Consider the following 24,020-nt stretch of genomic DNA (forward strand, 5'->3'; position numbering starts at 1 on the left):
CCTTTCATCGCCTTGGAGCGTTCCGGCGTGAACCGTCCGCATTCGAAACAGGCGACAGATGACTTTCCCTGGTGGCTGGTGGCGCTCATCGGTATCGGCGCTATTCTTGCCGTGGTGATTGCCGTCAATGGCGTCTATGCCCAGGTCTTCACCACCGTCATCAATGGCATGGGCATGACGATCTTCGTCACGCTGGTGGCCTTCTTTCTTGCCTGCCTCTGGGGTTTGTTGATCGCCCTCCTCGGCATGGCCGATCATATTGTCCTGCGGCAGATCGCGCGTTTCTACATCGAGACGATGCGCGGCATTCCGATCCTGGTGGTGCTGTTCTACATCGCCTTTGCCGGGGCGCCGCTGCTGGTCGATTTCATCAACTGGCTGTTCACGCCACTGATTGCTGCGGGTTGGGTCGAGCCGGTTATCGTGCGCGACTTTTCCCTGATGTGGCGTGCGATCCTTGCGCTGACACTGTGCTACGGGGCATTTCTTGCCGAGATTTTTCGGGCCGGTATCGAGGCGGTGGATCCTGGCCAGATCGAGGCTGTCAAGGCGCTTGGGCTTAGCCGCTACCAGCGTTTCAGGCTGGTGATCTTTCCGCAGGCGGTGCGGACGATCTTTCCACCGCTCTCCAATGATTTCGTTTCGATGGTGAAGGATAGCTCGCTGGTCTCGGTGCTGGGGGTGGCGGATATCACCCAACTGGGCAAGGTCTATGCGGCCGGATCTTTCCGCTTCTTCGAGACCTATTCCATCGTGGCTTACGTCTATCTGATCCTGACGCTCGGATTGTCGCTGATCTTGCGGCGCATCGAAAAAGGGATGCGCCGCAAGCAGGGGCGTTGAGGGCCTCAGGCCTTCAAGTGTGGCTGTGAGGTGATCTGCCTGGCGATCATGCGTCCGGCGATGATCACGAGCACGCCGGCAATCGCAAGGCAGGCCGAGAGGAAGAACATCGGAGCGATGGTGCTTCCCGTTTCGTCGCGGATCCAGGGAACGACGTTCTGGGCGACGAAGCCGCCGAGATTGCCGACCGAGTTGATTGCCGCAAGACCTGCGGCTGCACCGGCACCCCTCAGGAAGCGTCCTGGAAGGCTCCAGAACACGGGTTGTCCGGCAAAGATGCCAGCGGCTGCGATGCAGAGGAAGGCGAACTGCGCAACTGGCGCGGTCATCAAAGCGGACATCAGGAGGCAGAAGGCGCCGACAAAGGCAGGCACGACGATATAGGTGATCTTCTTCTCAGACCGGTCGGCAGCCGACGGCACCAGATAAAGTGCAACGGCAACGATCAGCCACGGAATGATGTTGATGAAGCCATTCGCGGTGTTCGACACGCCGAAGCTCTTGACGATGGTCGGCAGCCAGTAGCTGAGGCCATAGGCAGCGAGCGGAAAGCCCACATAGCAGAGCGACATGAAAAGGACGCGCGGATTGATCAGCGCACGGAAACCGTCCTCTGCATGTTCGTCCATGCCGGAATTCTCCGAAGCGATGCGTTTATGCAGCCAGTCCTTCTCGTCCTGAGACAGGAACGCAGCCGTTTCCGGCTTATCGTCGAGATAGAAGATGGTGACGATACCTGCGATCACCGCCGGAATGCCGGTCGCAAGGAAAACCCACTCCCAACCCGCATAACCCCAAAGGCCGTCCAAATCGAGCAGCATTCCGCCAAGCGGTGCGCCGATGGCGTTGGCAAGTGCTGAGAAGATCATGAAAAGGCCGACCATGCGGCCGCGATAATCGCGCGGGAACCACAGCGTCAGGAGATAGAGGACGCCGGGAAAGAAACCGGCCTCGCAGACGCCGAGAAGAAAGCGCAGGATATAGAACATGGTGGGGCTGCTGGTATAGGCGAGCGCAATCGTCACAAGCCCCCAGGAGATGATGATGCGGGCAAACCAGAGCCTTGCGCCAAAGCGGTTCAGCAGAAGGTTGCTCGGCACTTCGAAGATGAAATAGCCGATGAAGAACAGCGACGCGCCAAGGCCATAGGCATATTCGCTCAGCCCCAGATCGCCGACCATCTGCAGCTTGGCGAAGCTGACATTCTGACGGTCGATATAGGCGATGAGATAAAGGATGCCGAGAAATGGCATCAGGCGCCATGTGATTTTTGAAATAAGTGTTTTTTCAGATACCAATGTGTATCCCTCCCTGTCGGCGGCACGCCGAGGTGCTGCCCGAGTTGACGAGACCGTGTCTCACGCAGCCTTCACGGCATGGTTGAGCAAGCGGTTCCGGTGCCGTCCTAACGTCTGACGCGAGACATTTATCCCGCACGCAACGTCCGGCATTTCTTTTTGCATTGCACAAAAAGAGATTTCTTAAATAGCCTACCAGCCGTTTTCAATCACAAAGCGCCATGTTGCTGTTGAAAAGCCGATCTGCTATGAAATGGCCATGGGATCGAAATTCGGATGTCTCGCGCCAAATATTTTCGTGTTGCAGGATCACAAGCGTCTGCCTGCACGATTTTTCGCGCGTATTTCCGGCGCGTTCAATGGCCGACTTACGTCCGCCTGATGGCCTGAGAAGGCTGTCGGCCTTTACTCCACATCCCCACTTTCCTTTTTGACATTCGAATGGATAAAGCCATGAGCGCACCGCGTACTCTGTATGATAAAATCTGGGATGATCACGTCGTCAATCGCGATCCCGATGGAACCTGTCTTCTCTATATCGACCGTCACCTGGTGCATGAGGTGACGTCGCCGCAGGCTTTCGAAGGCCTGCGCATGGCCGGTCGTCCGGTTCATTCCCCCACCCGCACACTGGCCGTCGTCGACCACAACGTGCCGACCACGGCCGACCGCGTGGAAGGCATCAAGAACGAGGAAAGCCGCATCCAGGTGGAAGCGCTGGCGCAGAACGCCAAGGAATTCGGCCTCGAATATTATTCCGAGCGCGACAAGCGCCAGGGCATCGTTCACATCGTCGGACCGGAGCAGGGCTTCACCCTGCCGGGCATGACGATCGTTTGCGGGGATAGCCACACCTCCACCCACGGGGCTTTCGGCGCCTTGGCGCATGGTATCGGCACGTCCGAAGTCGAGCACGTGCTGGCGACGCAAACGCTGATCCAGAAGAAGGCCAAGAACATGCTGGTGCGTGTGGATGGCAAGATCCCGGACGGCGTGACGGCCAAGGACATCATCCTTGCCATCATCGGCGAGATCGGCACCGCCGGCGGCACGGGCCATGTCATCGAATTTGCCGGCGAGGCGATCCGCTCGCTGTCGATGGAAGGCCGCATGACCGTCTGCAACATGACGATCGAGGGTGGCGCGCGCGCTGGCCTGATCGCACCGGACGAGACGACCTTCGACTACATCAAGGACAAGCCGCGCGCGCCGCAGGGCGAAACGCTGGAGCAGGCGATCGCCTACTGGAAGACGCTGAAATCGGATGAGGGTGCCCATTACGACAAGGTCGTCATTCTGGACGCTGCCAACCTGCCGCCCATCGTCTCCTGGGGCTCGTCTCCGGAAGACGTCGTTTCGGTTCAAGGCATCGTGCCGAACCCGGACGATATTGCCGATGAGAACAAGCGCAATTCCAAGTGGCGCGCGCTCGACTATATGGGCCTGAAGCCCGGCACCAAGATGACCGATATCGCCATCGATCGCGTGTTCATCGGCTCCTGCACCAATGGCCGCATCGAGGATCTGCGCGCCGCCGCCAAGATCGTCGAAGGCCGCAAGGTAGCGCCAACCGTTTCGGCCATGATCGTGCCGGGCTCCGGCCTCGTCAAGGAACAGGCCGAGAAGGAAGGTCTGGACAAGATCTTCCTCGAGGCAGGCTTCGAGTGGCGCGAGCCGGGCTGCTCCATGTGCCTGGCGATGAATGACGACCGTCTGGCACCCGGCGAGCGTTGCGCCTCCACCTCGAACCGCAACTTCGAAGGACGTCAGGGCTACAAGAGCCGCACACATCTGGTTTCGCCTGCCATGGCTGCAGCCGCAGCGGTTGCAGGTCACTTCGTCGATGTGCGTGAGTGGCAGTAAGCATTCTCCGTGATGGAGACTTTCGCACCCCCGGGCCATTCCGGGGGTGTTTTTTCTTGCTCTCTGCGCATCTGCTTTTCCTGCAGCCAGACTGGTAATTCCCCTGCAATTCCGCCATATAGGGGCAAATGAGGTGCTTGTTGCGCACTCCTCTCAGCAAGGTCAGGCACATGACGCAGACGGTCGAATTCGCGAAGATGAACGGGCTTGGCAACAAGATCCTGGTTGTCGATATGCGCGGCCGCAACGACGTGGTCTCCCCGCAAGCGGCCATCGCGTTGAATGCGGATGCCGAGACCGCCTTTGACCAGATCATGGCGATCCACGATCCGCGTCTTGCTGGCACCGATGCCTATATCGATATTCTCAACTGCGATGGCACCAAGGCGCAGGCCTGTGGCAATGGCACACGCTGCGTGGTGCAGGCACTGGCGTCAGAGACCGGCAAGAAGGCCTTCACCTTCCAGACGGTCGCGGGCATCCTGAATGCCACCGAGCATGAGGACGGGATGATCTCCGTCGATATGGGGCAACCCCGCTTTCACTGGCGCGATATTCCGCTTGCGGAAGAGTTTCACGATACCAGCCGCATCGAATTGCAGATCGGCCCGATCGACGAGCCGGTGCTGCATTCGCCTGCCGTCATGTCCATGGGCAACCCGCACGCCATCTTCTGGGTGGATCGCGATCCGATGGAATTCGATCTGGCGCGCTTCGGGCCGCTGCTAGAAAACCATCCGATGTTTCCGGAAAAAGCCAATATCACGCTTGCGCAGGTCATTTCCGACAACCGCCTTCGCACCCGCACGTTCGAGCGTGGTGCTGGGCTGACGCTTGCCTGCGGATCGGCCGCCTGCGCTGCTGCCGTCTCGGGGGCGCGGACCGGTCGCACCGGTCGTCGCGTCGAGATCGATGTGGCTTCCAGTCCCGTGCGTATTCCACTCAAAATAGAATGGCGCGAGGACAACCACGTCATCATGACCGGTCCCGCTGAATGGGAATGGGCTGGACAAGTGGATCCCGTCACCGGCCAATGGACGCGTGAGGCGGGCGTGCAGCAGGGCGTCTTATGAGCGGTGTCGAGGTCATAACCTTCGGCTGCCGCCTCAATACCTATGAATCGGAAGTGATGCGGGCTGAGGCCGAAAAGGCGGGGCTCAACAATGCGGTGCTGGTCAATACCTGCGCGGTGACGGGCGAGGCCGTGCGCCAGGCGCGTCAGGCGATCCGCCGGGCGCGGCGCGACAATCCGCATGCGCGCATTATCGTCACCGGCTGCGCGGCCCAGACCGAGAAGCAGACCTTTGCCGCCATGCCGGAAGTCGATGCAGTGCTCGGCAATGAGGAGAAGCTGAAGAGCACCTCCTACCGTGCGCTGCCGGATTTCGGCGTCTCCGCAGAAGAGAAGCTGCGCGTAAACGACATCATGAGTGTGAAGGCCACTGCGCCACAGATGGTCAAGCACATCGATGGGCATGTGCGGGCTTTCATCCAGGTGCAGAATGGCTGCGATCACCGCTGTACCTTCTGCATCATTCCATATGGACGCGGCAATTCCCGCTCCGTGCCGATGGGTGCGGTGGTCGATCAGGCGCGCAAGCTGACCGAGAGCGGTTATCGGGAGATCGTGCTGACGGGTGTCGATGCCACGAGTTATGGTGTCGATCTGCCGAGCGAACCCTCGCTCGGTTATTTGGCGAAGACGCTGTTGAAGCAGGTGCCGGATATTCTCAGGCTCAGGCTCTCCTCCATCGACAGCATCGAGGCAGACCGTCATCTGATGGATCTGATCGCTGACGAGTCGCGCTTCATGCCGCATCTGCATCTGTCGTTGCAGCATGGCGACGACATGATCCTGAAGCGGATGAAGCGTCGCCATCTTCGTGACGATGCCATCCGCTTCTGTCGCGAGGTGCGCTCGCTACGCCCGGATATTGCTTTCGGCGCGGACATGATCGCTGGCTTTCCAACCGAGACCGACGAGATGGCGGAGAATGCCGCCACACTTGCGGAAGAGTGCGGAATTTCCAGCTTGCACGTGTTTCCCTACAGCCCGCGTCCGGGAACGCCAGCCGCGCGAATGCCGCAGCTCGACCGTGCGCTGGTGAAGGAACGGGCGGCAAGGCTTCGTGCTCGCGGCGAGGCGCTGCGCATCACGCATCTCGACGCTATGGTGGGAAGTGAGCAGACGATCCTGGTGGAAAACAATGGTTTTGCCCATACGGACAACTTTACCCTGGTGGCGGCCCCTGATCTTGCGCCGCGCACTCTTGCGCGGGTTGCCATTACGGGCCACAACGGTAAGCACTTGAATATGCAATATCTGGCGGCGCAAGCGGCCTGAAAAATCACGAGACGGGAAAGTCATGGCCCTCGGCTTCATCAAAAAAGTCTTTTCGTTCGGCAAGGACAAGGCCGAGACGGATAGTCCGGAAAGCGAAGAGGCCGTCTCCCGCCTTGAGGATCGCAGCGCCTTCGAAGAGGCACTGAACGAGGCAGAAGCCCACACGCTGCCAGCTGAAGATCCTGTGCCTGATGTAGAGATGGAAAGCGCCGCAGGCCCTGTTTCTGACGATGTCGGGCAGGTAAGTGAAACCGCTGAAGACGAGGACGAGGAAGCGCCGCTTCTGCCCGGCCCCGAACTGGTTGGCGATATCGGCATGGTGCCGCTCTCTTTGCTGGAGGCGGAAGCTGCGGCCGGTGAGGGCGTGGAGGATGCCGAGCAGGTGGATGCGCAAGCGCCACTGGACGACAATGCTCTGGGCGGCATTCTGGATGAAGCGGAAGCGGCAAGCGGCATTCCGCCGGCTGCGCTTTCACCTGCACTTCCCCCAGCGCTGCCAAAAGGCTTTGCCTCTGCGGCCGATCGTGTCGAGCCGGTCGAGGCTGCACCTGAGCTGAAGCTCACCTGGTTCCAGCGCCTGCGCGCCGGTCTTGCACGCACCTCCTCGCAGCTGACCAGCCAGATTTCGGCGCTCTTCACCAAGCGCAAGCTCGATGAAGACACGCTGGACGAACTTGAAGACCTGCTGATCCAGTCGGACCTTGGCGTCGAGACCGCCATGCGCATCACCGGTGCCTTGTCTTCCGAGCGCTATGGCAAGGATGTCAGCGGCGAAGATGTTGCCAAGATCATGGCAAGCGAGATCACCAAGGTGCTTGAGCCCGTCGCCAAGCCGCTGGAACTCGATCTGTCGCACAAGCCGCATGTCATTCTGGTGGTCGGCGTCAATGGCACCGGCAAGACCACCACCATCGGCAAGCTTGCGGCAAAACTCTCCGGTTCCGGCCTGAAGGTGATGCTGGCGGCAGGCGATACATTCCGCGCGGCTGCCATCGAGCAGTTGAAGATCTGGGCCGATCGTACCGGCTCGGAATTCATCGGCACCAAGCTCGGGGCCGATGCGGCAGGGCTTGCCTATGATGCCTATGAACAGGCACGGGCGAAGAAGAGCGACGTGCTGATCATCGACACGGCAGGCCGGTTGCAGAACAAGACCGAACTGATGGCGGAGCTGGAAAAGATCGTGCGCGTTCTCTCCAAGCTTGATCCTGACGCGCCGCATACCGTTCTTCAGACGCTGGATGCGACGACGGGTCAGAACGCCATGAACCAGGTGGAGATATTCCGCAACGTTGCCGGCGTCTCGGGCCTGATTATGACAAAGTTGGATGGCACGGCGCGCGGCGGTATCCTCGTTGCCATCGCTGCCAAGCACAAGCTGCCGGTCTATTTCATCGGCGTTGGCGAAGGCGTGGACGATCTGGAGCCGTTCGAAGCAGAAGATTTCGCCAAGGCGATTGCGGGAGTTTGAGTATGGACGTGGAAAGCAATCAGCGCGAAAGCGAAAAGATGGTGCGTGAGGTCAGCCCGCTTCTGAAGTTCGTTCTGGAACTCGGACCGCTTGTCGTCTTCTTCTTCGCCAACTCCAAGGGCGACTGGCTGGCGGAAAAACTGCCCGTTTTGCATGAATTCGGCGGGCCGATCTTCATCGCCACCGGCCTCTTCATGATCGCGACGGCGCTGGCGCTCACCGTCTCCTGGATTCTTACGCGCACATTGCCGATGATGCCGCTGATCTCCGGTCTCGTCGTTCTCGTCTTCGGCGCACTGACGCTCTATTTGCAGAACGACACCTTCATCAAGATGAAGCCCACCATCGTCAATACGCTGTTCGGCGTCATTCTGCTCGGCGGGCTGTTCTTCGGTCAATCGCTTCTCGGCTATGTCTTCAACTCCGCCTTCAAGTTGGATGATGAGGGCTGGCGCAAGCTGACACTCCGCTGGGGCATCTTCTTCCTGTTTCTTGCAGTGCTGAACGAAGTCGTCTGGCGCAACTTCTCCACCGATACATGGGTTGCCTTCAAGGTCTGGGGCACCATGCCGATCACCATCATCTTCACCATGGCGCAGATGCCGCTTGTCATGCGTCACTCGGTCGAGCCCCTGACCAAAGATGATAAATGACCAAGGACGACAAATGACGGTTTCGGTTGTGCCTGCCTCTCGCGCGTCTTCGGTCAAATGGTATTGGATGGCAGCGGGGCTCCTCGTCGCGCAGATCGTCATTCTCTACATGATGGGCCGCGTTCCAATCTGCGAATGCGGCTATGTGAAGCTCTTCGAACCCGGTGTGAATACGCCCGGCAATTCGCAGCACATTGCCGACTGGTACACGCCGTCGCACATCATCCATGGCTTCCTGTTCTATGGGCTCGCATGGCTTCTGTTCCGTAGCAAGCCTCTGTCGTTCCGGCTGTCTCTTGCGGTTCTGGTCGAGGCTGCCTGGGAAATCCTGGAAAACTCGCCGATCATCATTGACCGCTATCGCACTGCCACCATGGCGCTCGGCTATAGCGGCGACAGCATTCTGAATTCCGCGATGGACACGGTCTTCATGATCGTGGGCTTCTTCTTCGCTGCACGCATGCCAGTTTGGCTGACGATCCTGATTGCGATCTTCTTCGAGATCTTTACCGGCTGGCTGATCCGCGACAATCTTACCTTGAATGTGCTGATGCTGGTCTGGCCGGTAGACGCTATCAAGGAGTGGCAAAACGCGCTTCCAGGCGCCTGATCCAGGGTTTGTCAGCGTGCGAGCGGGCGCTTTATTAACAAACGCGCCGTATATCTCGATGCCTGTTTTATAATTTCTTCAGAGGCGTCCGTCTTGCAGGACAATTTTGCTTATCTGCTGCCCTTTATCCTGCTCACATTCGGGTTGATCTTTCTTAGCCTCGAGACCGTGGGGTTTCATTCCGGACGCTACTGGGGCATGGGCTTTCTTTCAGCCGCCAGCGGCTTTGCCCTACCGATGATGCTGACGGACACGTTCCTGATCACCCAGGCGGTCGTCTCCAACCTGCTGTTCTTCGCGGCCTTCTTCTTTTATGGCCACGCGCTGCTTGTCCATTTTGGCGTGAAGACACATTGGAGGCTGCGGCTTGCTTTCGCCGCTGCCGGATATTGCGCGGTGTGCTTTTTCATCTTCATCGAGCCGAATTTGAGAAACGGGCTGGCAACGTCCGACACGGGGCTAGCGCTGCTTCTCGCACCATCCATCTTCCTGACGCGCAGGCAAGCGCGCAATCTCATGGATAAGCTGCTGCTGGTGGCGGTTAGCCTCGTGGTGATGGAGACGATGACGCGCGTGACACTGTTGTTGACGCAAACCAGCGCCGCGTCGATGGAAAGCCTCGATACCTATCTCTCCTCCGACTACGCCTATATTGCTCAGTTTGCCGCCAGCATTTGCGGATTTCTGATGGCGCTGTCTGTGTTGGCGAGTGGCGCCGCGCGGGTGCTGGATCAGCATCGGCTGCTGGCAGACCAGGATTCGCTGACAGGGCTGTTAAATCGGCGAGGCTTCGATCTGGGCGCACCGGATTTTCGCGTATCGCCGCTACCTTCCGGTGCCGTGCTGATCTGCGATATCGATCACTTCAAGACGGTCAATGACCGCTTTGGCCATGCAACCGGCGATCGGGTCATCATCGCGCTTGCGTCGCTCCTTAAGGACACGCTGCCTGCCAATGCCAAGATTGCGCGCTTTGGCGGCGAGGAATTCGTTGCTTACGTTCCCGATCTCCCGGCGTCGCAGTTGGCGGTGCTTGCCAATATGGTGCGCAGCGCCTTTGCCGCGCGTAACTGGTCAAACGGGCCGTTTCCGGTTCACATCACCAGCAGCTTCGGCGTATCCGCGATCGCGCTTGGCGACCACTCCATCCATGATGCGATCTCGCGCGCGGATGGCTTCCTCTACAAAGCAAAGCAGGCAGGACGAAATCAGGTAGTTCACGAAGGAGTTGCTGTTGTGAGTGTCACGCCTGCGGCCAGCCTCAAGATCGTTGCGAGCTGACGTTCACCACCGCAGCCATCAATCTCCGGCAGCAGCGCTTTCGATGGCCGGGATGAGTTCTCGTTCGTAGGTCGTCACGTCGATCGGGCCGACCTTCTTGTAGATGATCGTGCCGTCCGGACCGACCAGATAGGTCTCCGGAATACCGTACACGCCCCAGTCAATCGCCGCCCTGCCGTTCGGATCGATACCGATGGCGGCATAAGGGTTGCCGAGTTCGCCGAGAAAACGCACGGCGTTATCGGTCTTGTCCTTGTAATTGATGCCGACAATGTTGAGACGTTTGTCCTTGGACAGCTCCTTCAGCATCGGGTGCTCCTGCCGGCAGGGCACGCACCAGGATGCGAAGACGTTGACCAGCGTCAGCTTGCCGGCAATCGCCGCATCGGTCAGCGCGGGCACATTGGAGCCCTCCAGCGGCGGCAGTGTGAGCGAAGGTGCCTTGGTGCCGATCAGTGCCGAGGGAATAGCGCTGACATCGAGGCCGTTGACGTCCTGCTCATAGAGCATCTTGGCAGCGATGGCGGCAAAGCCGCCAAAGACCAGCAGTGGCAGAAGCGCCAGCACATAGCGCGATCGGCCACGCGATGCGGACGGTGGAGAGGCTTCTTTGTCGCTCATGCCGAAGGCGCCTCGGTTTTGGCCGGACGCGAGCGGCGGCGAATGCCGAGCGCTTCCAGTTCTTTCAATTCTCGCTTTCGGGCGCGCCCATCGAGCCAGACCCAGGCGATCAGGGATAAGACAATCAGGCCGGTGAGGGCGTAGGACATGCCGATGTAAAACGCGTGGGTCATCTCTTTTACGATCCTCGTCCAGCCGCACGCGCGGCAAGGCGCCGTTGTGCGGCGATGCGACGGCGCATGATTTCATTGCGCATGGCGGCAAGGTGAAGCGTGAAGAACAGCAGGGTGAAGCCGATTGCCATGGTCAGCAACGGCCAGAGAAATTCCGGGTCGATGGCCGGACCGTCCATGCGCATGACGCTTGCCGGTTGATGCAGCGTGTTCCACCATTCGACAGAAAATTTGATGATCGGGATGTTGACGAAGCCGACTAGGATCAGAACGGCGCTGACACGCGCCGCCTTCGACGGATCGTCCATCGCCTTGTTGAAGGCAATGAGGCCGAGATACATCAGGAACAGAATGAAGACGGAGGTGAGGCGCGCATCCCAGACCCACCACGTGCCCCACATGGGCTTGCCCCAGAGCGAACCGGTGATGAGTGCAATCAGTGTGAAGGCCGCACCGATTGGCGCTGCGGACTTGTGGCTGACATCGGCCAGTGGATGGCGCCAGACCAGCGTGCCGATGGCCGACAGCGCCATGACGGTATAGCACATCATGGAGAGCCAGGCGGCGGGCACATGCACATACATGATGCGCACGGTGTTGCCCTGCTGATAATCGCCCTCCGTCGAGAAGGCGAGATAGAGACCAGCCAGCAGACACAGGGCGGAGAGCCCTGCCAGCCATGGCAGAATGCGCGATGACAGCGCCAAAAACCGGGTGGGATTGGCAAGATCGCTGAACTTGGTGATGGCTAGGCTCGTCTGGGTCATGGCATCTTTCTGGCCGCGGGCAAGGTCCTTTTACAGTGAGGACGAGGCCGCGGCAATTGATCCTTATCAATCCGTGGAGTTGCGCAGTGCCAAAGCGGCAAAGAACGGGCCGACCACCGATGAAAAGAGCGTGATGGCAATCAGGATCATGAAGGGCGGAAGGAATGGGGCAGGGTCTTCCACCGCTGCGTAAGACGCGCTGACGCCGAAGATCAGCACGGGGATGGCAAGCGGCAGGACAAGGATAGATACCAGCAGGCCACCGCGCGGCAGGGCAACGGCGACGGCTGCTCCCACCGCACCGATAAAGGTGAGGGCAGGGGTTCCGACCAGCAGCGTCAGCATGACGGCACCGATGGCCACCTCTCCCATGTTCATGAACAGGCCCAGCAGCGGCGAAGCGATGACAAGCGGCAGGCCGGTTGCCGTCCAGTGCGCCAGGCATTTGACCAGAACCGTCAGCACCAGCGGATTTTCATGCATCAGGATCAGGTCAAGGGAGCCGTCGTCCCTTTCTGCCTGAAACAGCCGGTCCAGGCCGAGAAGCGCTGCAAGCAGGGCGCCGATCCAGACGATAGCAGGGCCGATGCGGGAAAGGAGATTGAGGTCCGGGCCGACGCCGAAGGGGATGACGGCAACGACCGTCATGAAGAACAGGACGCCGATCAGTGCACCTCCGCCAGCGCGGATGGAGAGCTTAAGGTCTCGCAGGAACAGCGCGATCATCGGGCGGGGTTCCTGCTTCCGGGGCGTTTGCGCTTGAGGGTATGCTCTGTGCAGGTGAGGAAGCTCATCAATAAACCTCCCCCAATCCGGCAAACCCAGTCATCCGCAACTCTTTGGCATCCTCCAGTCCAAGCGGCTGGTGCGTTGCCGCGACCACGAGACCACCCCTTGCCAGATGTGCCTTCACCAATCCGGTAAAGATGCGGTCCGCCTCTGCATCCAGCGCTGCCGTTGGCTCATCCAAAATCCAGATCGGCTTCCAAGCCACGAGCAGCTTGGCCATGGCAAATCGCCGTTGCTGGCCGGCGGAAAGATATCCGAAGGGCAGGTGGGTGATACCGGCAAGGCCGACGATATCGGCAGCGTCTTCGATGGAGGCAGAGGGCACGCCGTTGAAGTCACCGAAGAAACGCTTCCAGAAGGAGAGGTTCTCGTAAACTGTCATTTCCTGTTTCATGGCGTTGCGGTGGCCGAGATAGTGGCTGACTTCAGCGGGCCGTGTGCCCTCTTCAATTCCTTCGCCGGCTATCTTTATGGTCCCGGTCTCGGCAGGCAGCAGGCCTGCAAGGACGCGTAGAAGCGTGGATTTGCCTGACCCGTTGGCGCCGGTGAGAACGAGGGCGTCGCCATCCGTTAACTGGAGAGAAACGTTCATGAATATAAAATCTTCGCCCCGTCTGACGCCAAGATTTTCCGCTGTCAGATGCACTGCTCCGCCTCGTTTAAGAATTTCATCATCTCGATCAAAAAAAATCGATTTTAGCCGTTCGTTGGTCTGGCACGTTTTGGCGAAATTATCTATATGGGTCTCAACCACGCCAGCGGCCGGCGTGAACATCACCTAGCGCCGGACCTGAATATTGCGGAAGCAATTTTCTCGTGCGGACAGCGGAAATGGTCGTACCCGCATCCTGATGTGCATGATAGTGCATAGGTGTCCGCACGCGCGTGTTGGCTATCAGAATGAACGGGGTTTACTACCGTGGCAAAATCTCTCGACAGTTTCAATTGTCGTTCCGTTCTTACCGTCGACGGTAAGGAATATGTCTATTACAGCCTGCCGAAAGCGGAAGCGAACGGCCTCAAGGGCGTCGCCAATCTCCCCTATTCGATGAAGGTTCTGCTTGAGAACCTGCTGCGCAATGAAGATGGCCGTTCGGTTCGCAAGTCCGATATCGAAGCTGTTGCCGAGTGGCTGAACAACAAGGGTCTGAAGGAAGCGGAAATCGCTTACCGTCCTGCCCGCGTACTGATGCAGGACTTCACCGGCGTTCCCGCCGTCGTCGATCTCGCAGCCATGCGTGATGGCATCAAGGCTCTCGGTGGCGATCCGGAAAAGATCAACCCGCTCGTTCCCGTCGACCTCGTCATCGACCACTCGGTCATCGTCGACGAATTCGGCAATCCGAGTGCTTTTGCCCGCAACGTCGAGCTCGAATATGAGCGCAACGGCGAGCGTTACCGCTTCCTCAAGTGGGGCCAGCAGGCGTTCAAGAACTTCCGCGTCGTTCCGCCAGGCACCGGCATCTGTCACCAGGTGAACTTCGAATATCTCGGCCAGACTGTCTGGACGAAGGACGAGGATGGCGAGACGATCGCTTATCCGGATACGTGCGTCGGCACCGACAGCCACACGACCATGATCAACGGTCTTGGCGTTCTGGGCTGGGGCGTTGGCGGCATCGAAGCCGAAGCGGCCATGCTCGGCCAGCCGGTTTCCATGCTTCTGCCTGAAGTCATCGGCTTCAAGCTGACGGGCACGCTGAAAGAAGGCGTTACCGCGACCGACCTCGTTCTGACCGTCGTGCAGATGCTGCGCAAGAAGGGCGTCGTGTCCAAGTTCGTCGAATTCTTCGGCCCCGGCCTCGACACGCTGCCGGTCGCAGACCGTGCGACGATCGGCAATATGGGTCCGGAATACGGCGCGACCTGTGGCTTCTTCCCTGTCGATACCGCAACCGTTGGCTACCTCAACATGTCCGGCCGCGCGAAGGATCGTATCGCGCTCGTCGAAGCCTATTCCAAGGCGCAGGGCATGTGGCGCGACAATGACGGCTCGCAGCTCGTCTTCACCGACACGCTGGAACTCGACCTCAACGACGTCGTGCCATCCATGGCCGGTCCGAAGCGTCCGGAAGGCCGCCTGCCGCTCGAAACCATTGCTTCGAACTTCGCGACCGCTCTCGAGAACGACTACAAGAAGCCTGGCCAGATCGACACCCGCTATGCGGTGGAAGGCGAAAGCTACGACCTCGGACATGGCGATGTGGCAATTGCCGCCATCACGTCTTGCACCAACACCTCCAACCCGTCGGTGCTGATCGCTGCCGGTCTTCTCGCCCGCAACGCCGTTGCCAAGGGCCTGAAGTCCAAGCCGTGGGTAAAGACATCGCTTGCACCTGGAAGCCAGGTCGTGGCGGAATATCTGGAAAAGGCTGGCCTGCAGAAGGAGCTCGACGCGCTCGGCTTCAACCTCGTCGGCTTCGGCTGCACGACCTGCATCGGCAACTCCGGCCCGCTGCCAGCGCCGATTTCCAAAACCATCAACGACAAGGGTCTGATCACCGCTGGCGTTCTTTCCGGCAACCGTAACTTCGAAGGCCGTATTTCGCCAGACGTTCAGGCGAACTACCTCGCTTCTCCGCCGCTCGTTGTCGCTTATGCGCTGGCCGGCACGGTGCAGAAGGATTTGACGAAGGAGCCGCTCGGTGAAGACCAGAACGGCAACCCGGTCTATCTGAAGGACATCTGGCCGACCTCTGCGGAAGTTCAGGAGTTCATCCAGAAATACGTGACCCGTGAACTGTTCGAGACCAAGTACGCGGACGTGTTCAAGGGCGACGAGAACTGGCAGGCCGTTCAGGTTCCTGATGGTCAGACCTATGCCTGGGACGACAACTCCACCTACGTCCAGAACCCGCCTTACTTCGTCGGCATGGGCAAGAAGGGCACTGGTCTCAAGGACATCAAGGGCGCTCGCGTTCTCGGTCTCTTCGGCGACAAGATCACCACCGACCACATCTCTCCGGCCGGTTCGATCAAGGCAGCGTCTCCTGCCGGTGCCTACCTCACCGAAAACGGTGTGGCGGTTGCCGACTTCAACCAGTACGGCACGCGCCGTGGCAACCACGAAGTGATGATGCGCGGCACGTTCGCCAACATTCGCATTCGTAACCACATGCTCGGGCCGAACGGCAAGGAAGGTGGCTACACCATCCACTATCCGTCCAAGGAAGAGATGTCGATTTACGACGCTGCGATGAAGTACAAGGATGAGGGTGTTCCGCTCGTCATCTTCGCCGGTGTCGAGTACGGCAACGGCTCCTCGCGTGACTGGGCGGCAAAGGGCACCAATCTGCTCGGCGTCAAGGCCGTGGTGGCGCAGTCCTTCGAGCGTATTCACCGCTCCAACCTGGTCGGCATGGGCGTCGTGCCCTTCACCTTCCAGGAAGGCACAACTTGGGCAAGCCTGGGTCTGAAGGGCGACGAAACCGTCACCATCGAAGGCCTCGAAGGCGAGATCAAACCGCGCGAAACCAAGATCGCAAAGATCACCTATTCGGACGGCACAGTGAAGGAAGTTCCGCTGCTTTGCCGCATCGATACGCTGGACGAAGTGACCTACATGGACAATGGCGGCATTCTGCAGACCGTTCTTCGCGATCTGGCAGCCTGATCCATCCGTCAAAGACATCGAACGCCGGGAGCAATCCCGGCGTTTTTTTGTGTCCGATCGGGACGCTCTGCGCATGAGATCATAATTGGGAAATTGCGTGAACGCGACGGCTCGCCATCCAGGTCTTTTGCACCCGCACGGGGCTTGCGATGCTCACCCCATCGTGACTTCCTCTTGAACAGAGTTCGAGGCTATTTTCCGCCTTGCCTCCACACCCAAATTGATTGCATCAATGGTTCGGACCGGCATTCAGACAAGGGTTCATATCATGCCGAATAAAATTGGCCCGCAGCGAAGCGGCACTTTTCGAAATGGGCTTCGCAGCTTCGGCGTTTCCCTGTGCCTTTTCGGCGGGCTTTCTGGCGGTGCAGCCTATGCACAGGACGGGCTGAAAGGCGTGGTCGAACTCTTTACCTCGCAGGGCTGCGCGTCCTGCCCACCGGCGGATGCCAATTTGCGCAAGCTTATCCAGAACGGCGATGTGATTGGCCTGTCCTATCACGTGGACTACTGGAACTATCTCGGCTGGACGGATTCGCTGGCGTCGAAGGAAAACACCGAGCGGCAATATGGCTATGCCCGGGCGCTCGGGCGCAACAATGTCTATACGCCGCAGGCCGTGGTCAACGGACGCGACCATGTGAAGGGCGCGGATATCCAGACTATCTACAAGCGGCTCGACGATTTCAATCATGCGGGCGAGGGCCTGAGCGTTCCCGTCAGCACCGAGCGCGTCGGCGACGAGATCGAGATCGACATTGGCGCCGGTGAGGGCAAGGCAGAAGTCGTCGTTGCCTATTTCAACCGCGAGCAGGTCGTGGACGTCCAGAAGGGCGAGAACCAGGGCAAGACCATTTCCTACTGGCACAGTGTCTATGACGTGCAGACGGTGGGCATGTGGGATGGCAAAGCCATGACGGTCAAGCTGCCAGCAAGTGTTATGGCAAAGGCCAAGTCCGGAGGTTGCGCCGTGTTGCTGCAAAAAATGGATGCAGCGGGCAATCCCTCAGCTATCGTCGGCGCGAACGTGCTGATGCATTCTGAGGGGTAAGGCTCTCGGAACAGGTTTTCCCGATCCCCGCGAGGGGGAGATCCGGTCCGGGCATTGGGGGCTGGGGGTAAAGGGTCAATGCACCGGACCGGGTCATCTTGGTGCCTAGGCATCAATTGACGATCGCACTATTCCATCGAATTCGGGCCATGATTTGTTTGAAATTGGGCATTTGAGCCCGTTTACGTGCCTCATTGGTTACCGATCATGATGTCGTTTGCGCATCGACGTTGCGGGCTTGCAATTTGTCCAAGCCGGGCACAGACTGTCGCGCAGATGTCATATGCAGTCGAGCGAGGTGCCGGATGACCGATCAGCCGGATTTGCATTACGCGAATTCTCAGACGCGAGAAGGCTCAACCGTCGTTGATCTTCGGGAGTATAAACAAAGCAAGGATCCCTTGCCTGTCACCTTCCACCGCCGGGAATTGGACGCGATTCTGCGCATCTATGGCCGCATGGTGGGCGAGGGCGAGTGGCGCGACTATGCCATCGACCACATGAAGGAAAAGGCGGTGTTCTCCGTCTTCAAGCGCTCCGGCGAAATGCCGCTGTTCAGGATCGAGAAAAACCCGAAGCTAGCTGCCAAGCAGGGCGCTTACTGCGTTATCAACACCGATGGCCGCATTCTCAAGCGTGGGCATGAGTTGCCTCAGGTGCTGAAGGTATTCGACAAGGCTTTGAAGCTGATCGACTAGAGCGCCGTGCGCCTATTGGACGCGCAACGAGCGCTTCGCCGCTTTGAATTGATGTATCGTGCTTTCCGCAGATCGGGTCCGATTTTAGGGCCGGTGCTAAAAAACAGTCGGAAGCGGCGCTTCCTCTGCCTCGTAAGTGGACATGAAAAAGGCGGCCGGTGGCCGCCTTTATGTTTGAGCGCTGTCGCGACCCTTAGTTGTTCCGGTTGCCCAGGAACTGAAGCAGGAACATGAACAGGTTCAGGAAGTCGAGGTAGAGCGTCAGCGCACCCATGATCGCCTTGCGACCGGCTACGAGAACGTCGTCACCTTCGAAGTACATTTCCTTGATCTTCTGCGTATCGTAAGCCGTCAGACCCGCAAAGATCAGGACACCGATTGCAGAGACAGCGAAGCCTAAGCCGTCGGACTGCAGGAAGATGTTGACGATCGACGCGATGATCAGACCGAACAGGCCCATGATCAAGAACGAGCCCATGGCGGACAGGTCCTTCTTGGTCGTGTAGCCGTAGAGCGAAAGCGCGCCGAAAGAAGCAGCCGTGATGAAGAACGTCTGGACGATGCTGGCTTCAGTATATCTCAGGAAGATCGAAGAGATCGAGAGACCGACAAGAGCCGCATAGACCCAGAAGGTCGACTGGGCGGCAGACACGCTCATCTTATGCACGCGGAAGCTCAGGAAGAAAACCAGAGCTAGCGGAGCCAGCATGACGGCCCAGCGAAGCGGGGATGCATAGATCGCGTAGCCCAATTCCGTCAGCATCTTGCCGTTGGGCAAAGTCGCGACAGCCGCAGCTGGATCAGATGTCACAGCGAGGCTAGCAAAACCGAAGGCAGCAACACCGGTAATCACCAGTGCGAGCGCCATAAGGTTGTAGACCTTCACCATGTAGGAGCGAAGACCTTCGTCGATCATCGCACCAGACTGAGCACGGCCCTGGGCCACGCGGTTCTGGTAGTTGTTAAAGTCAGCCATTGTTTCCTCTTTTAGCTCCGAAGTTGCTACGGTGTCGGGATAAGACCGTTGTACGGACATTACCCCAGGCGCCGCTGCGGAGCTACAGCAAGCCTACCAGAGAATATGAGACGATGGCGCATTTGTTACAAGAGCGGAGAATGCCGAAAAAACACCGTATGCGCGAAAAGCGATAACGTTTTTGACATCATTACGAAGAATTAATCGTAAAAGTTAAATCGCGCACAACTTTTCCGATTTCAGCTTCTGCTTTGCATCTAGTGGATTATTCACCCGCCTGGCGCAGCACAGGTGCTGCCTTCTGCCCGAGAATGCGCCATGTGCCGATCAGGCCGATGCCCACCGTCATCAGGAGCGACACGACAAGCGTGCCGATCGCCACATCTGGCAGGAAGCTGGACGGCAGCTTCATGATGCGGGCAATCACGAACCACGCGGAGACACCACCCGCCAGAAGGGCAAAGGTGGCGGTCGCAAAGCCGAGGATGATATACTCATAGGAGAAGGCTCGGATCAGCATGGAGCGGGTGCCGCCGAGCGTCTTCAAAATCACCGCATCACGGGTGCGCGCACGGTTCCCCGCCGCCAGCGCACCGGCCAGCACCAGCACGGAGGCAATCAGCGCAACGGCAGCCGCCGCACGGATCGCGGTGGCCAACTGTCCCACCAGCCTGTCGACGATATCGAGCGCATCCTTGACTCGCACGGTGGTGATTGTCGGATAAGCATTGGTGATGCTGCGCAGGATCTCGCCTTCCTTGGCGGGTGTCGCCGAAGGGTCAGCGAGGGTTGCGAGCCAGGCATGCGGTGCACCGCGGAAGGTGTTGGGCGAAAAGACCATGACGAAATTGATCGACATGGACTGCCATTGCACGTCACGCAGATTGGCGATCCTGGCGGTGATGCTACGGCCAAGGACGTTGACGGTCACCGTATCGCCGATCTTCAGGCCAAGCTCGCGCGCTTCTTCGGCGGCAAAGGACACCAGCGGCTCGCCGCTATAATCCTTGCCCCACCACGTGCCTTGCGTGAGCTTGGCATTTTCGGGCAGATCTTGAGAATAGGTGATGCCGCGATCGCCGCGCAGAACCCAGCGGCCCGATGGTGGCACCTCGATCTTGGTGACGTCCTGACCGTTGAGCGCCAGGATACGGCCGCGCAGCATTGGGACCTCGGTGAGGGTGCCTTCCGGCGCTTCGCGCTTGACGAGGTCGCGGAAACCGTCGCGCTCGCTTCCCTGGATATCCACGAAGAAGAAATTCGGCGCTTTCTCCGGCAGTGTCGACGTCAATTCCCGCCGCAGATTGCCGTCGATCAGCGTCAGCGTCACCAGAAGTGTAAGGCCAAGACCAAGCGACAGCACCACGGAGGGCGTTAGCGCGCCTGGGCGGTGGATATTGCCGATCGCAAGTCTGAGAGCTGCGGAATGGACGCGTGGGCTGCGTTTCGCCAAGGCTTTGATGCCGGCGGCGACCAGCCGCAAGACGACGAAAGCAAACGCGATGGCGCCAAGGAAGACCGAGGCGATGAAACGATCATCCGCCGTGAAGATCGCAAGGCTCGCGAGCACTGCGAGAAGAACTGCCGTGGCAGCGAGATACGGCCAGGAAGGAAGCCGTCCCTCTTCGAAACCCTGTTCGCGGAAGAGGGCCGTGGCTGGAACCTCCCGCGCCTGGCCGAGCGGCACGATGGCGAAAGCAAGCGTGGTCAGCATGCCGAAGACGGCGGCAAGCCAGAGTGCCGATGGGTAGAAGGCAAGCTCCTTCGGCACCGGCAGCACGCCGTCCATAAAGCGCATGGCGATGAGGGGGGCTACGGCACCGAAGAGTAGTCCAATCAGGATTCCGACGCAGGCAATGAAGCCGATCTGGAACAGATAGGTCATTGTTACTACGCTTGCCGGTGCGCCGAGGCATTTCAGCGAAGCAATAGTCGTGCGCTTGGAATCGAGAAAGGCGCGCACGGCATTCGCCACTCCGACACCGCCGACGATCAGCGCCGTCAGACCAACCAGAGTCAGAAATTGGGAAAAGCGGTTGACGTTTTCGGTCAGTTGCGGTGCTGCGCGGTCGCTGGTGCGAATGGACCAACCGGCATTGGGAAATTCCTTGTTGGTCGTCTCAATAATCGTTGCGCGCTTGGATTGGTCGGTCAGGCGAACCTTGTAAGCATGCTCGATCAGGCTTCCTGTCTGGATCAGACCGGAGGCGACAAGCGCATCCCGGCTGATGAGCAGGCGGGGGGCGAAGCCGAAGCCGTCGGAAAGCGTGTCCGGCTCGGTCACAATGGTACCCGTCAGTTTCAGCCTTGCATTGCCAAGAAGCAGGTCGTCGCCGACCTTGATGCCCAGACGCTCAAGAAGCATGGGAGCGGCCACCGCGCCGAAGCTCTCACCCTGTTTGGCCAGAAGCTCGGGAAGCGGACGCGCGGGTTCGGAAACGAAATCCCCGTAGAGCGGATAGGCACCATCGACGGCCTTCACTTCGGCGAGCGTCTGCTGCGATCCGTCCTCAAGGCGGGCCATAGAGCGCAGACCGTCGGAGACGGCGACCTCGCCGAGACTGTCGATATAAGCGCGTTCGTCTGTATTGGCTTCGCGGTTTCTGAGCTCGAAACGCACATCGCCGGCCAGAATGGACTGACCCTCATCGGCAATGGCGCTGGTGACGGCCCGCGAGACGGAATTGACGGCGGCAATCGCTCCAGTGCCAAGTGCAATGCAGGCGAGGAAAATGTAAAAACCGCCGAAACCGCCGCGGATTTCCCGGCGCGCCAGTCTCAGCGCATTTCGAATGTTGGCGGCTGACGGAATCATGCGCTTGCCGCCTGTCTGGCGGCGTTGGAACTGGCGCTATCCCCTTCGATCTGACCGGAGCGCACCTTGATCTGACGGGTGCAGCGGGCCGCGAGCGAGGGATCGTGGGTGACGAGGATCATCGTCATGCCGCGCTCGGCCTGTTTGGAGAAAAGAAGGTCGGCGATCTGCTTGCCGGTGTCGGTGTCTAGATTGCCGGTGGGCTCATCCGCAATCAGCACGGCAGGCGAAGGCGCCAGCGCTCTGGCAATCGCCACGCGCTGCTGTTCACCGCCCGACAACTGGCCGGGGTAGTGGTTGAGGCGTTGCCCGAGACCAACGGCGGTCAATTCGCGGGTCGCAATCTCGAAGGCATTGGGCACATTGGCAAGCTCGAGTGGAACGGCGACATTCTCCAGCGCAGTCATATTGGCGATCAGGTGAAAGGACTGGAAGACGATGCCGATATTCTTGCCGCGAAAATCGGCCAGCGCGTCCTCTCCAAGCGTATGGAGATGCGTTCCCGCAATCGTGATCTCGCCGCTATCCAGTCTCTCAAGGCCTGCCAGCACCATCAGCAACGTGGACTTGCCAGAGCCGGAAGGCCCGACAATACCGACTGCTTCGCCTTCCTGAATGGTGAGATCGATGCGTTTCAAAACGTGGACGGAAGCAGCAGCACTGCCAAGAGTGAGATCCGCTTTCTTCAGCTCGATGGTGCTTTTCGCCACGTTTCGCGTTCCTATATATCCAAGAGTGCAGAAGCCTTGCCCGGCTTCACCAATTAGGAAGGCTGGTATGAATTTTAAAGCCGCTGCCGCTCACTTCGTCGTCATTTGTGGAGCGCTCTTTTCATCCTCTTATGCGCAGGCTCAAGACAAGCCATTGCAGATCGTCGGCTTTGGCGACAGTCTCATGGCCGGTTATCAGCTGGCGCCAAACGAGAGCTATGCCGCGCAGCTTGAAGCGGCGCTGAAGGCCAAGGGCGTCAATGTGGTGGTCACCAATGCCGGCGTTTCGGGCGATACGAGCTCCGCCGGGCTCGCCCGTGCCGAATGGTCGGTCCCGGACGGGACGGACGGCGTAATCCTGGAACTTGGTGCCAACGACGCGCTGCGGGGCATTCCGCCGGCCGATACCGAGAAGAACCTCTCAGCCATCATCGAAGGGTTCCAGAAGCGCAAAATTCCGGTCCTGTTGGTGGGCATCATCGTGCCGCCGAATATGGGCGGCGATTACGGCAAGGCGTTCAACCCGATCTATGAGCGGCTGGCGCAGAAGTATCAGGTACCGCTCTATCCGTTCTTCCTGGATGGTGTGGTGCTCGATCAGAGCCTGCAACTGGAAGACAGGATACATCCCAATGCTAAGGGTGTGGCGGTGATGGTGGAAAAGTCGCTGCCAGCAGTCGAGGCCTTTGTTAAGACTATCAGTGCGCAAAAAAAATAAGCACTTGCGCAGCCAAGCGTTGCATGATTCGCTGCTCTTGTTCTGCCAAAAGATTCGGGGAGCTCGCCATGCCGAGACTGTTTACCGCCCTCGAAATTCCGCGCAACGCGGCGATGAGCCTTTCATTGTTGCGCGGTGGTCTACCGGGAGCCCGGTGGATTGACGTGGAGAATTATCACATCACCTTGCGCTTTATCGGGGATATAGACGGCCGCACTGCCGATGAGGTGGTCGACCGGCTGGATCGCATCGAGCGTGAGGAATTTCAGATCAACCTGACGGGCATCGGTTCCTTCGGATCGAAGAAGCCGCACTCCATCTGGGCAGGGGTGTCTCCTTCCCCGGAAATGGTCGCTCTCCAGGCAGAAATCGAGCGCATTTGCCAGAGACTTGGCCTGCCGCCGGATCCGCGAAAGTTCACGCCGCATGTCACGCTGGCAAGGCTTCGCAATTCGAGGCTAGACGATGTGGTCCATTATCTTTCGGGCCGCGGGGATTTTCGCACCTCCACCTTCACCGTCGGACGCTTCGTCCTGATGTCGTCGAAAGAGTCGGTCGGTGGCGGCCCTTACATCGTCGAAGAGGCTTTTCCACTATATGAAAGTCGTTCGGGCGGCATCTATGCCGATGCCGGCCTGCTTCCGGAAAAGACGCTGTTCTGAAACGTGTCTTGGAGACGCCCGATCATAGCATCGCTTGGCTGTCGCTTTGGTCGTGCGCCATTTT

22 protein-coding genes are annotated in these 24,020 nt (G+C 59.1%); 13 read left to right on the plus strand and 9 right to left on the minus strand.

Features of this window, described 5'->3' with window-relative positions; all coding sequences use genetic code 11:
* Positions 1–27: 27 nt before the first annotated feature.
* On the plus strand, positions 28–843 hold the full coding sequence (locus QZ869_RS16160; protein WP_296105912.1) for an amino acid ABC transporter permease: 816 nt from the start codon (positions 28–30) through the stop codon (positions 841–843).
* A 5-nt stretch (positions 844–848) separates the two neighbouring features.
* On the opposite strand, the gene QZ869_RS16165 is transcribed toward QZ869_RS16160, so the two are convergent.
* Positions 849–2,141, minus strand: coding sequence for an MFS transporter (locus QZ869_RS16165; protein WP_296105914.1), 1,293 nt, complete (start codon positions 2,139–2,141; stop codon positions 849–851).
* Positions 2,142–2,594: 453 nt separating this feature from the next.
* Between QZ869_RS16165 and leuC the strand changes: the two genes are divergently transcribed.
* From leuC to QZ869_RS16200, 7 genes are all read left to right on the plus strand, one after another.
* Positions 2,595–4,004, plus strand: a complete 1,410-nt coding sequence (gene leuC / locus QZ869_RS16170) for a 3-isopropylmalate dehydratase large subunit (protein WP_296105916.1) — start codon at positions 2,595–2,597, stop codon at positions 4,002–4,004.
* Between the two features lie 170 nt (positions 4,005–4,174).
* Positions 4,175–5,077, plus strand: a complete 903-nt coding sequence (dapF, locus tag QZ869_RS16175; protein WP_296105918.1) for a diaminopimelate epimerase — start codon at positions 4,175–4,177, stop codon at positions 5,075–5,077.
* Positions 5,074–6,348 (plus strand): tRNA (N(6)-L-threonylcarbamoyladenosine(37)-C(2))-methylthiotransferase MtaB, encoded by a 1,275-nt coding sequence (gene mtaB / locus QZ869_RS16180; RefSeq protein ID WP_296105920.1) that lies wholly within the window; start codon positions 5,074–5,076, stop codon positions 6,346–6,348. The genes dapF and mtaB overlap by 4 nt, the downstream gene beginning before the upstream one ends.
* A gap of 22 nt (positions 6,349–6,370) precedes the next feature.
* The gene (gene ftsY, locus QZ869_RS16185) at positions 6,371–7,819 is read left to right on the plus strand and encodes a signal recognition particle-docking protein FtsY (RefSeq protein WP_296105922.1); all 1,449 of its coding nucleotides are present in this window, start codon (positions 6,371–6,373) and stop codon (positions 7,817–7,819) included.
* 2 nt (positions 7,820–7,821) lie between these two features.
* Positions 7,822–8,472: a septation protein A gene (locus tag QZ869_RS16190; RefSeq protein WP_296105924.1), complete on the plus strand. Its 651-nt coding sequence runs from the start codon at positions 7,822–7,824 to the stop codon at positions 8,470–8,472.
* Positions 8,473–8,485: 13 nt separating this feature from the next.
* Positions 8,486–9,082, plus strand: coding sequence for a DUF2585 domain-containing protein (locus QZ869_RS16195; RefSeq protein WP_296020526.1), 597 nt, complete (start codon positions 8,486–8,488; stop codon positions 9,080–9,082).
* A gap of 93 nt (positions 9,083–9,175) precedes the next feature.
* Complete coding sequence (locus QZ869_RS16200) at positions 9,176–10,363, plus strand: GGDEF domain-containing protein (protein ID WP_296105927.1); 1,188 nt, start codon at positions 9,176–9,178, stop codon at positions 10,361–10,363.
* Positions 10,364–10,381: 18 nt separating this feature from the next.
* Here QZ869_RS16200 and QZ869_RS16205 read toward each other — a convergent pair whose 3' ends face one another.
* The 5 genes from QZ869_RS16205 to ccmA all read right to left on the minus strand — a co-directional run bounded on the left by QZ869_RS16205 (position 10,382) and on the right by ccmA (position 13,359).
* Complete coding sequence (locus QZ869_RS16205; protein ID WP_296039739.1) at positions 10,382–10,984, minus strand: DsbE family thiol:disulfide interchange protein; 603 nt, start codon at positions 10,982–10,984, stop codon at positions 10,382–10,384.
* Positions 10,981–11,157 (minus strand): heme exporter protein CcmD, encoded by a 177-nt coding sequence (ccmD, locus tag QZ869_RS16210; protein ID WP_296039737.1) that lies wholly within the window; start codon positions 11,155–11,157, stop codon positions 10,981–10,983. Before ccmD ends, QZ869_RS16205 begins: the two co-directional genes overlap by 4 nt.
* A gap of 5 nt (positions 11,158–11,162) precedes the next feature.
* Positions 11,163–11,924, minus strand: coding sequence for a heme ABC transporter permease (locus QZ869_RS16215; protein ID WP_296105929.1), 762 nt, complete (start codon positions 11,922–11,924; stop codon positions 11,163–11,165).
* Between the two features lie 66 nt (positions 11,925–11,990).
* Complete coding sequence (gene ccmB, locus QZ869_RS16220) at positions 11,991–12,650, minus strand: heme exporter protein CcmB (protein ID WP_296020514.1); 660 nt, start codon at positions 12,648–12,650, stop codon at positions 11,991–11,993.
* A gap of 67 nt (positions 12,651–12,717) precedes the next feature.
* Positions 12,718–13,359, minus strand: a complete 642-nt coding sequence (ccmA, locus tag QZ869_RS16225; RefSeq protein WP_296105931.1) for a heme ABC exporter ATP-binding protein CcmA — start codon at positions 13,357–13,359, stop codon at positions 12,718–12,720.
* A 273-nt stretch (positions 13,360–13,632) separates the two neighbouring features.
* On the opposite strand from ccmA, the gene acnA reads away from it, so the two are divergent.
* The 3 genes from acnA to QZ869_RS16240 all read left to right on the plus strand — a co-directional run bounded on the left by acnA (position 13,633) and on the right by QZ869_RS16240 (position 18,075).
* A complete protein-coding gene (gene acnA / locus QZ869_RS16230; RefSeq protein WP_296098897.1) occupies positions 13,633–16,326 on the plus strand; it encodes an aconitate hydratase AcnA in 2,694 nt (897 codons plus the stop codon).
* Between the two features lie 268 nt (positions 16,327–16,594).
* Positions 16,595–17,377, plus strand: a complete 783-nt coding sequence (locus tag QZ869_RS16235) for a thioredoxin family protein (RefSeq protein WP_296020507.1) — start codon at positions 16,595–16,597, stop codon at positions 17,375–17,377.
* 305 nt (positions 17,378–17,682) lie between these two features.
* Positions 17,683–18,075, plus strand: a complete 393-nt coding sequence (locus QZ869_RS16240) for a DUF2794 domain-containing protein (RefSeq protein ID WP_296020505.1) — start codon at positions 17,683–17,685, stop codon at positions 18,073–18,075.
* 193 nt (positions 18,076–18,268) lie between these two features.
* Here QZ869_RS16240 and QZ869_RS16245 read toward each other — a convergent pair whose 3' ends face one another.
* The 3 genes from QZ869_RS16245 to QZ869_RS16255 form a co-directional block, all read right to left on the minus strand.
* Positions 18,269–19,051 (minus strand): Bax inhibitor-1/YccA family protein, encoded by a 783-nt coding sequence (locus QZ869_RS16245; protein ID WP_296039729.1) that lies wholly within the window; start codon positions 19,049–19,051, stop codon positions 18,269–18,271.
* 265 nt (positions 19,052–19,316) lie between these two features.
* The gene (locus QZ869_RS16250) at positions 19,317–21,866 is read right to left on the minus strand and encodes an ABC transporter permease (protein WP_296105933.1); all 2,550 of its coding nucleotides are present in this window, start codon (positions 21,864–21,866) and stop codon (positions 19,317–19,319) included.
* A complete protein-coding gene (locus QZ869_RS16255) occupies positions 21,863–22,576 on the minus strand; it encodes an ABC transporter ATP-binding protein (RefSeq protein ID WP_296105935.1) in 714 nt (237 codons plus the stop codon). Before QZ869_RS16255 ends, QZ869_RS16250 begins: the two co-directional genes overlap by 4 nt.
* Before the next feature lie 67 nt (positions 22,577–22,643).
* Between QZ869_RS16255 and QZ869_RS16260 the strand changes: the two genes are divergently transcribed.
* Together QZ869_RS16260 and thpR are read left to right on the plus strand one after the other, a co-directional pair.
* A complete protein-coding gene (locus QZ869_RS16260) occupies positions 22,644–23,294 on the plus strand; it encodes an arylesterase (RefSeq protein WP_296105936.1) in 651 nt (216 codons plus the stop codon).
* 68 nt (positions 23,295–23,362) lie between these two features.
* On the plus strand, positions 23,363–23,956 hold the full coding sequence (gene thpR, locus QZ869_RS16265; RefSeq protein ID WP_296020490.1) for an RNA 2',3'-cyclic phosphodiesterase: 594 nt from the start codon (positions 23,363–23,365) through the stop codon (positions 23,954–23,956).
* The last annotated feature ends 64 nt before the right edge of the window (positions 23,957–24,020 follow it).

Origin of the sequence: uncultured Agrobacterium sp., from assembly GCF_913777885.1 — a bacterium.
Lineage (GTDB): Bacteria > Pseudomonadota > Alphaproteobacteria > Rhizobiales > Rhizobiaceae > Agrobacterium.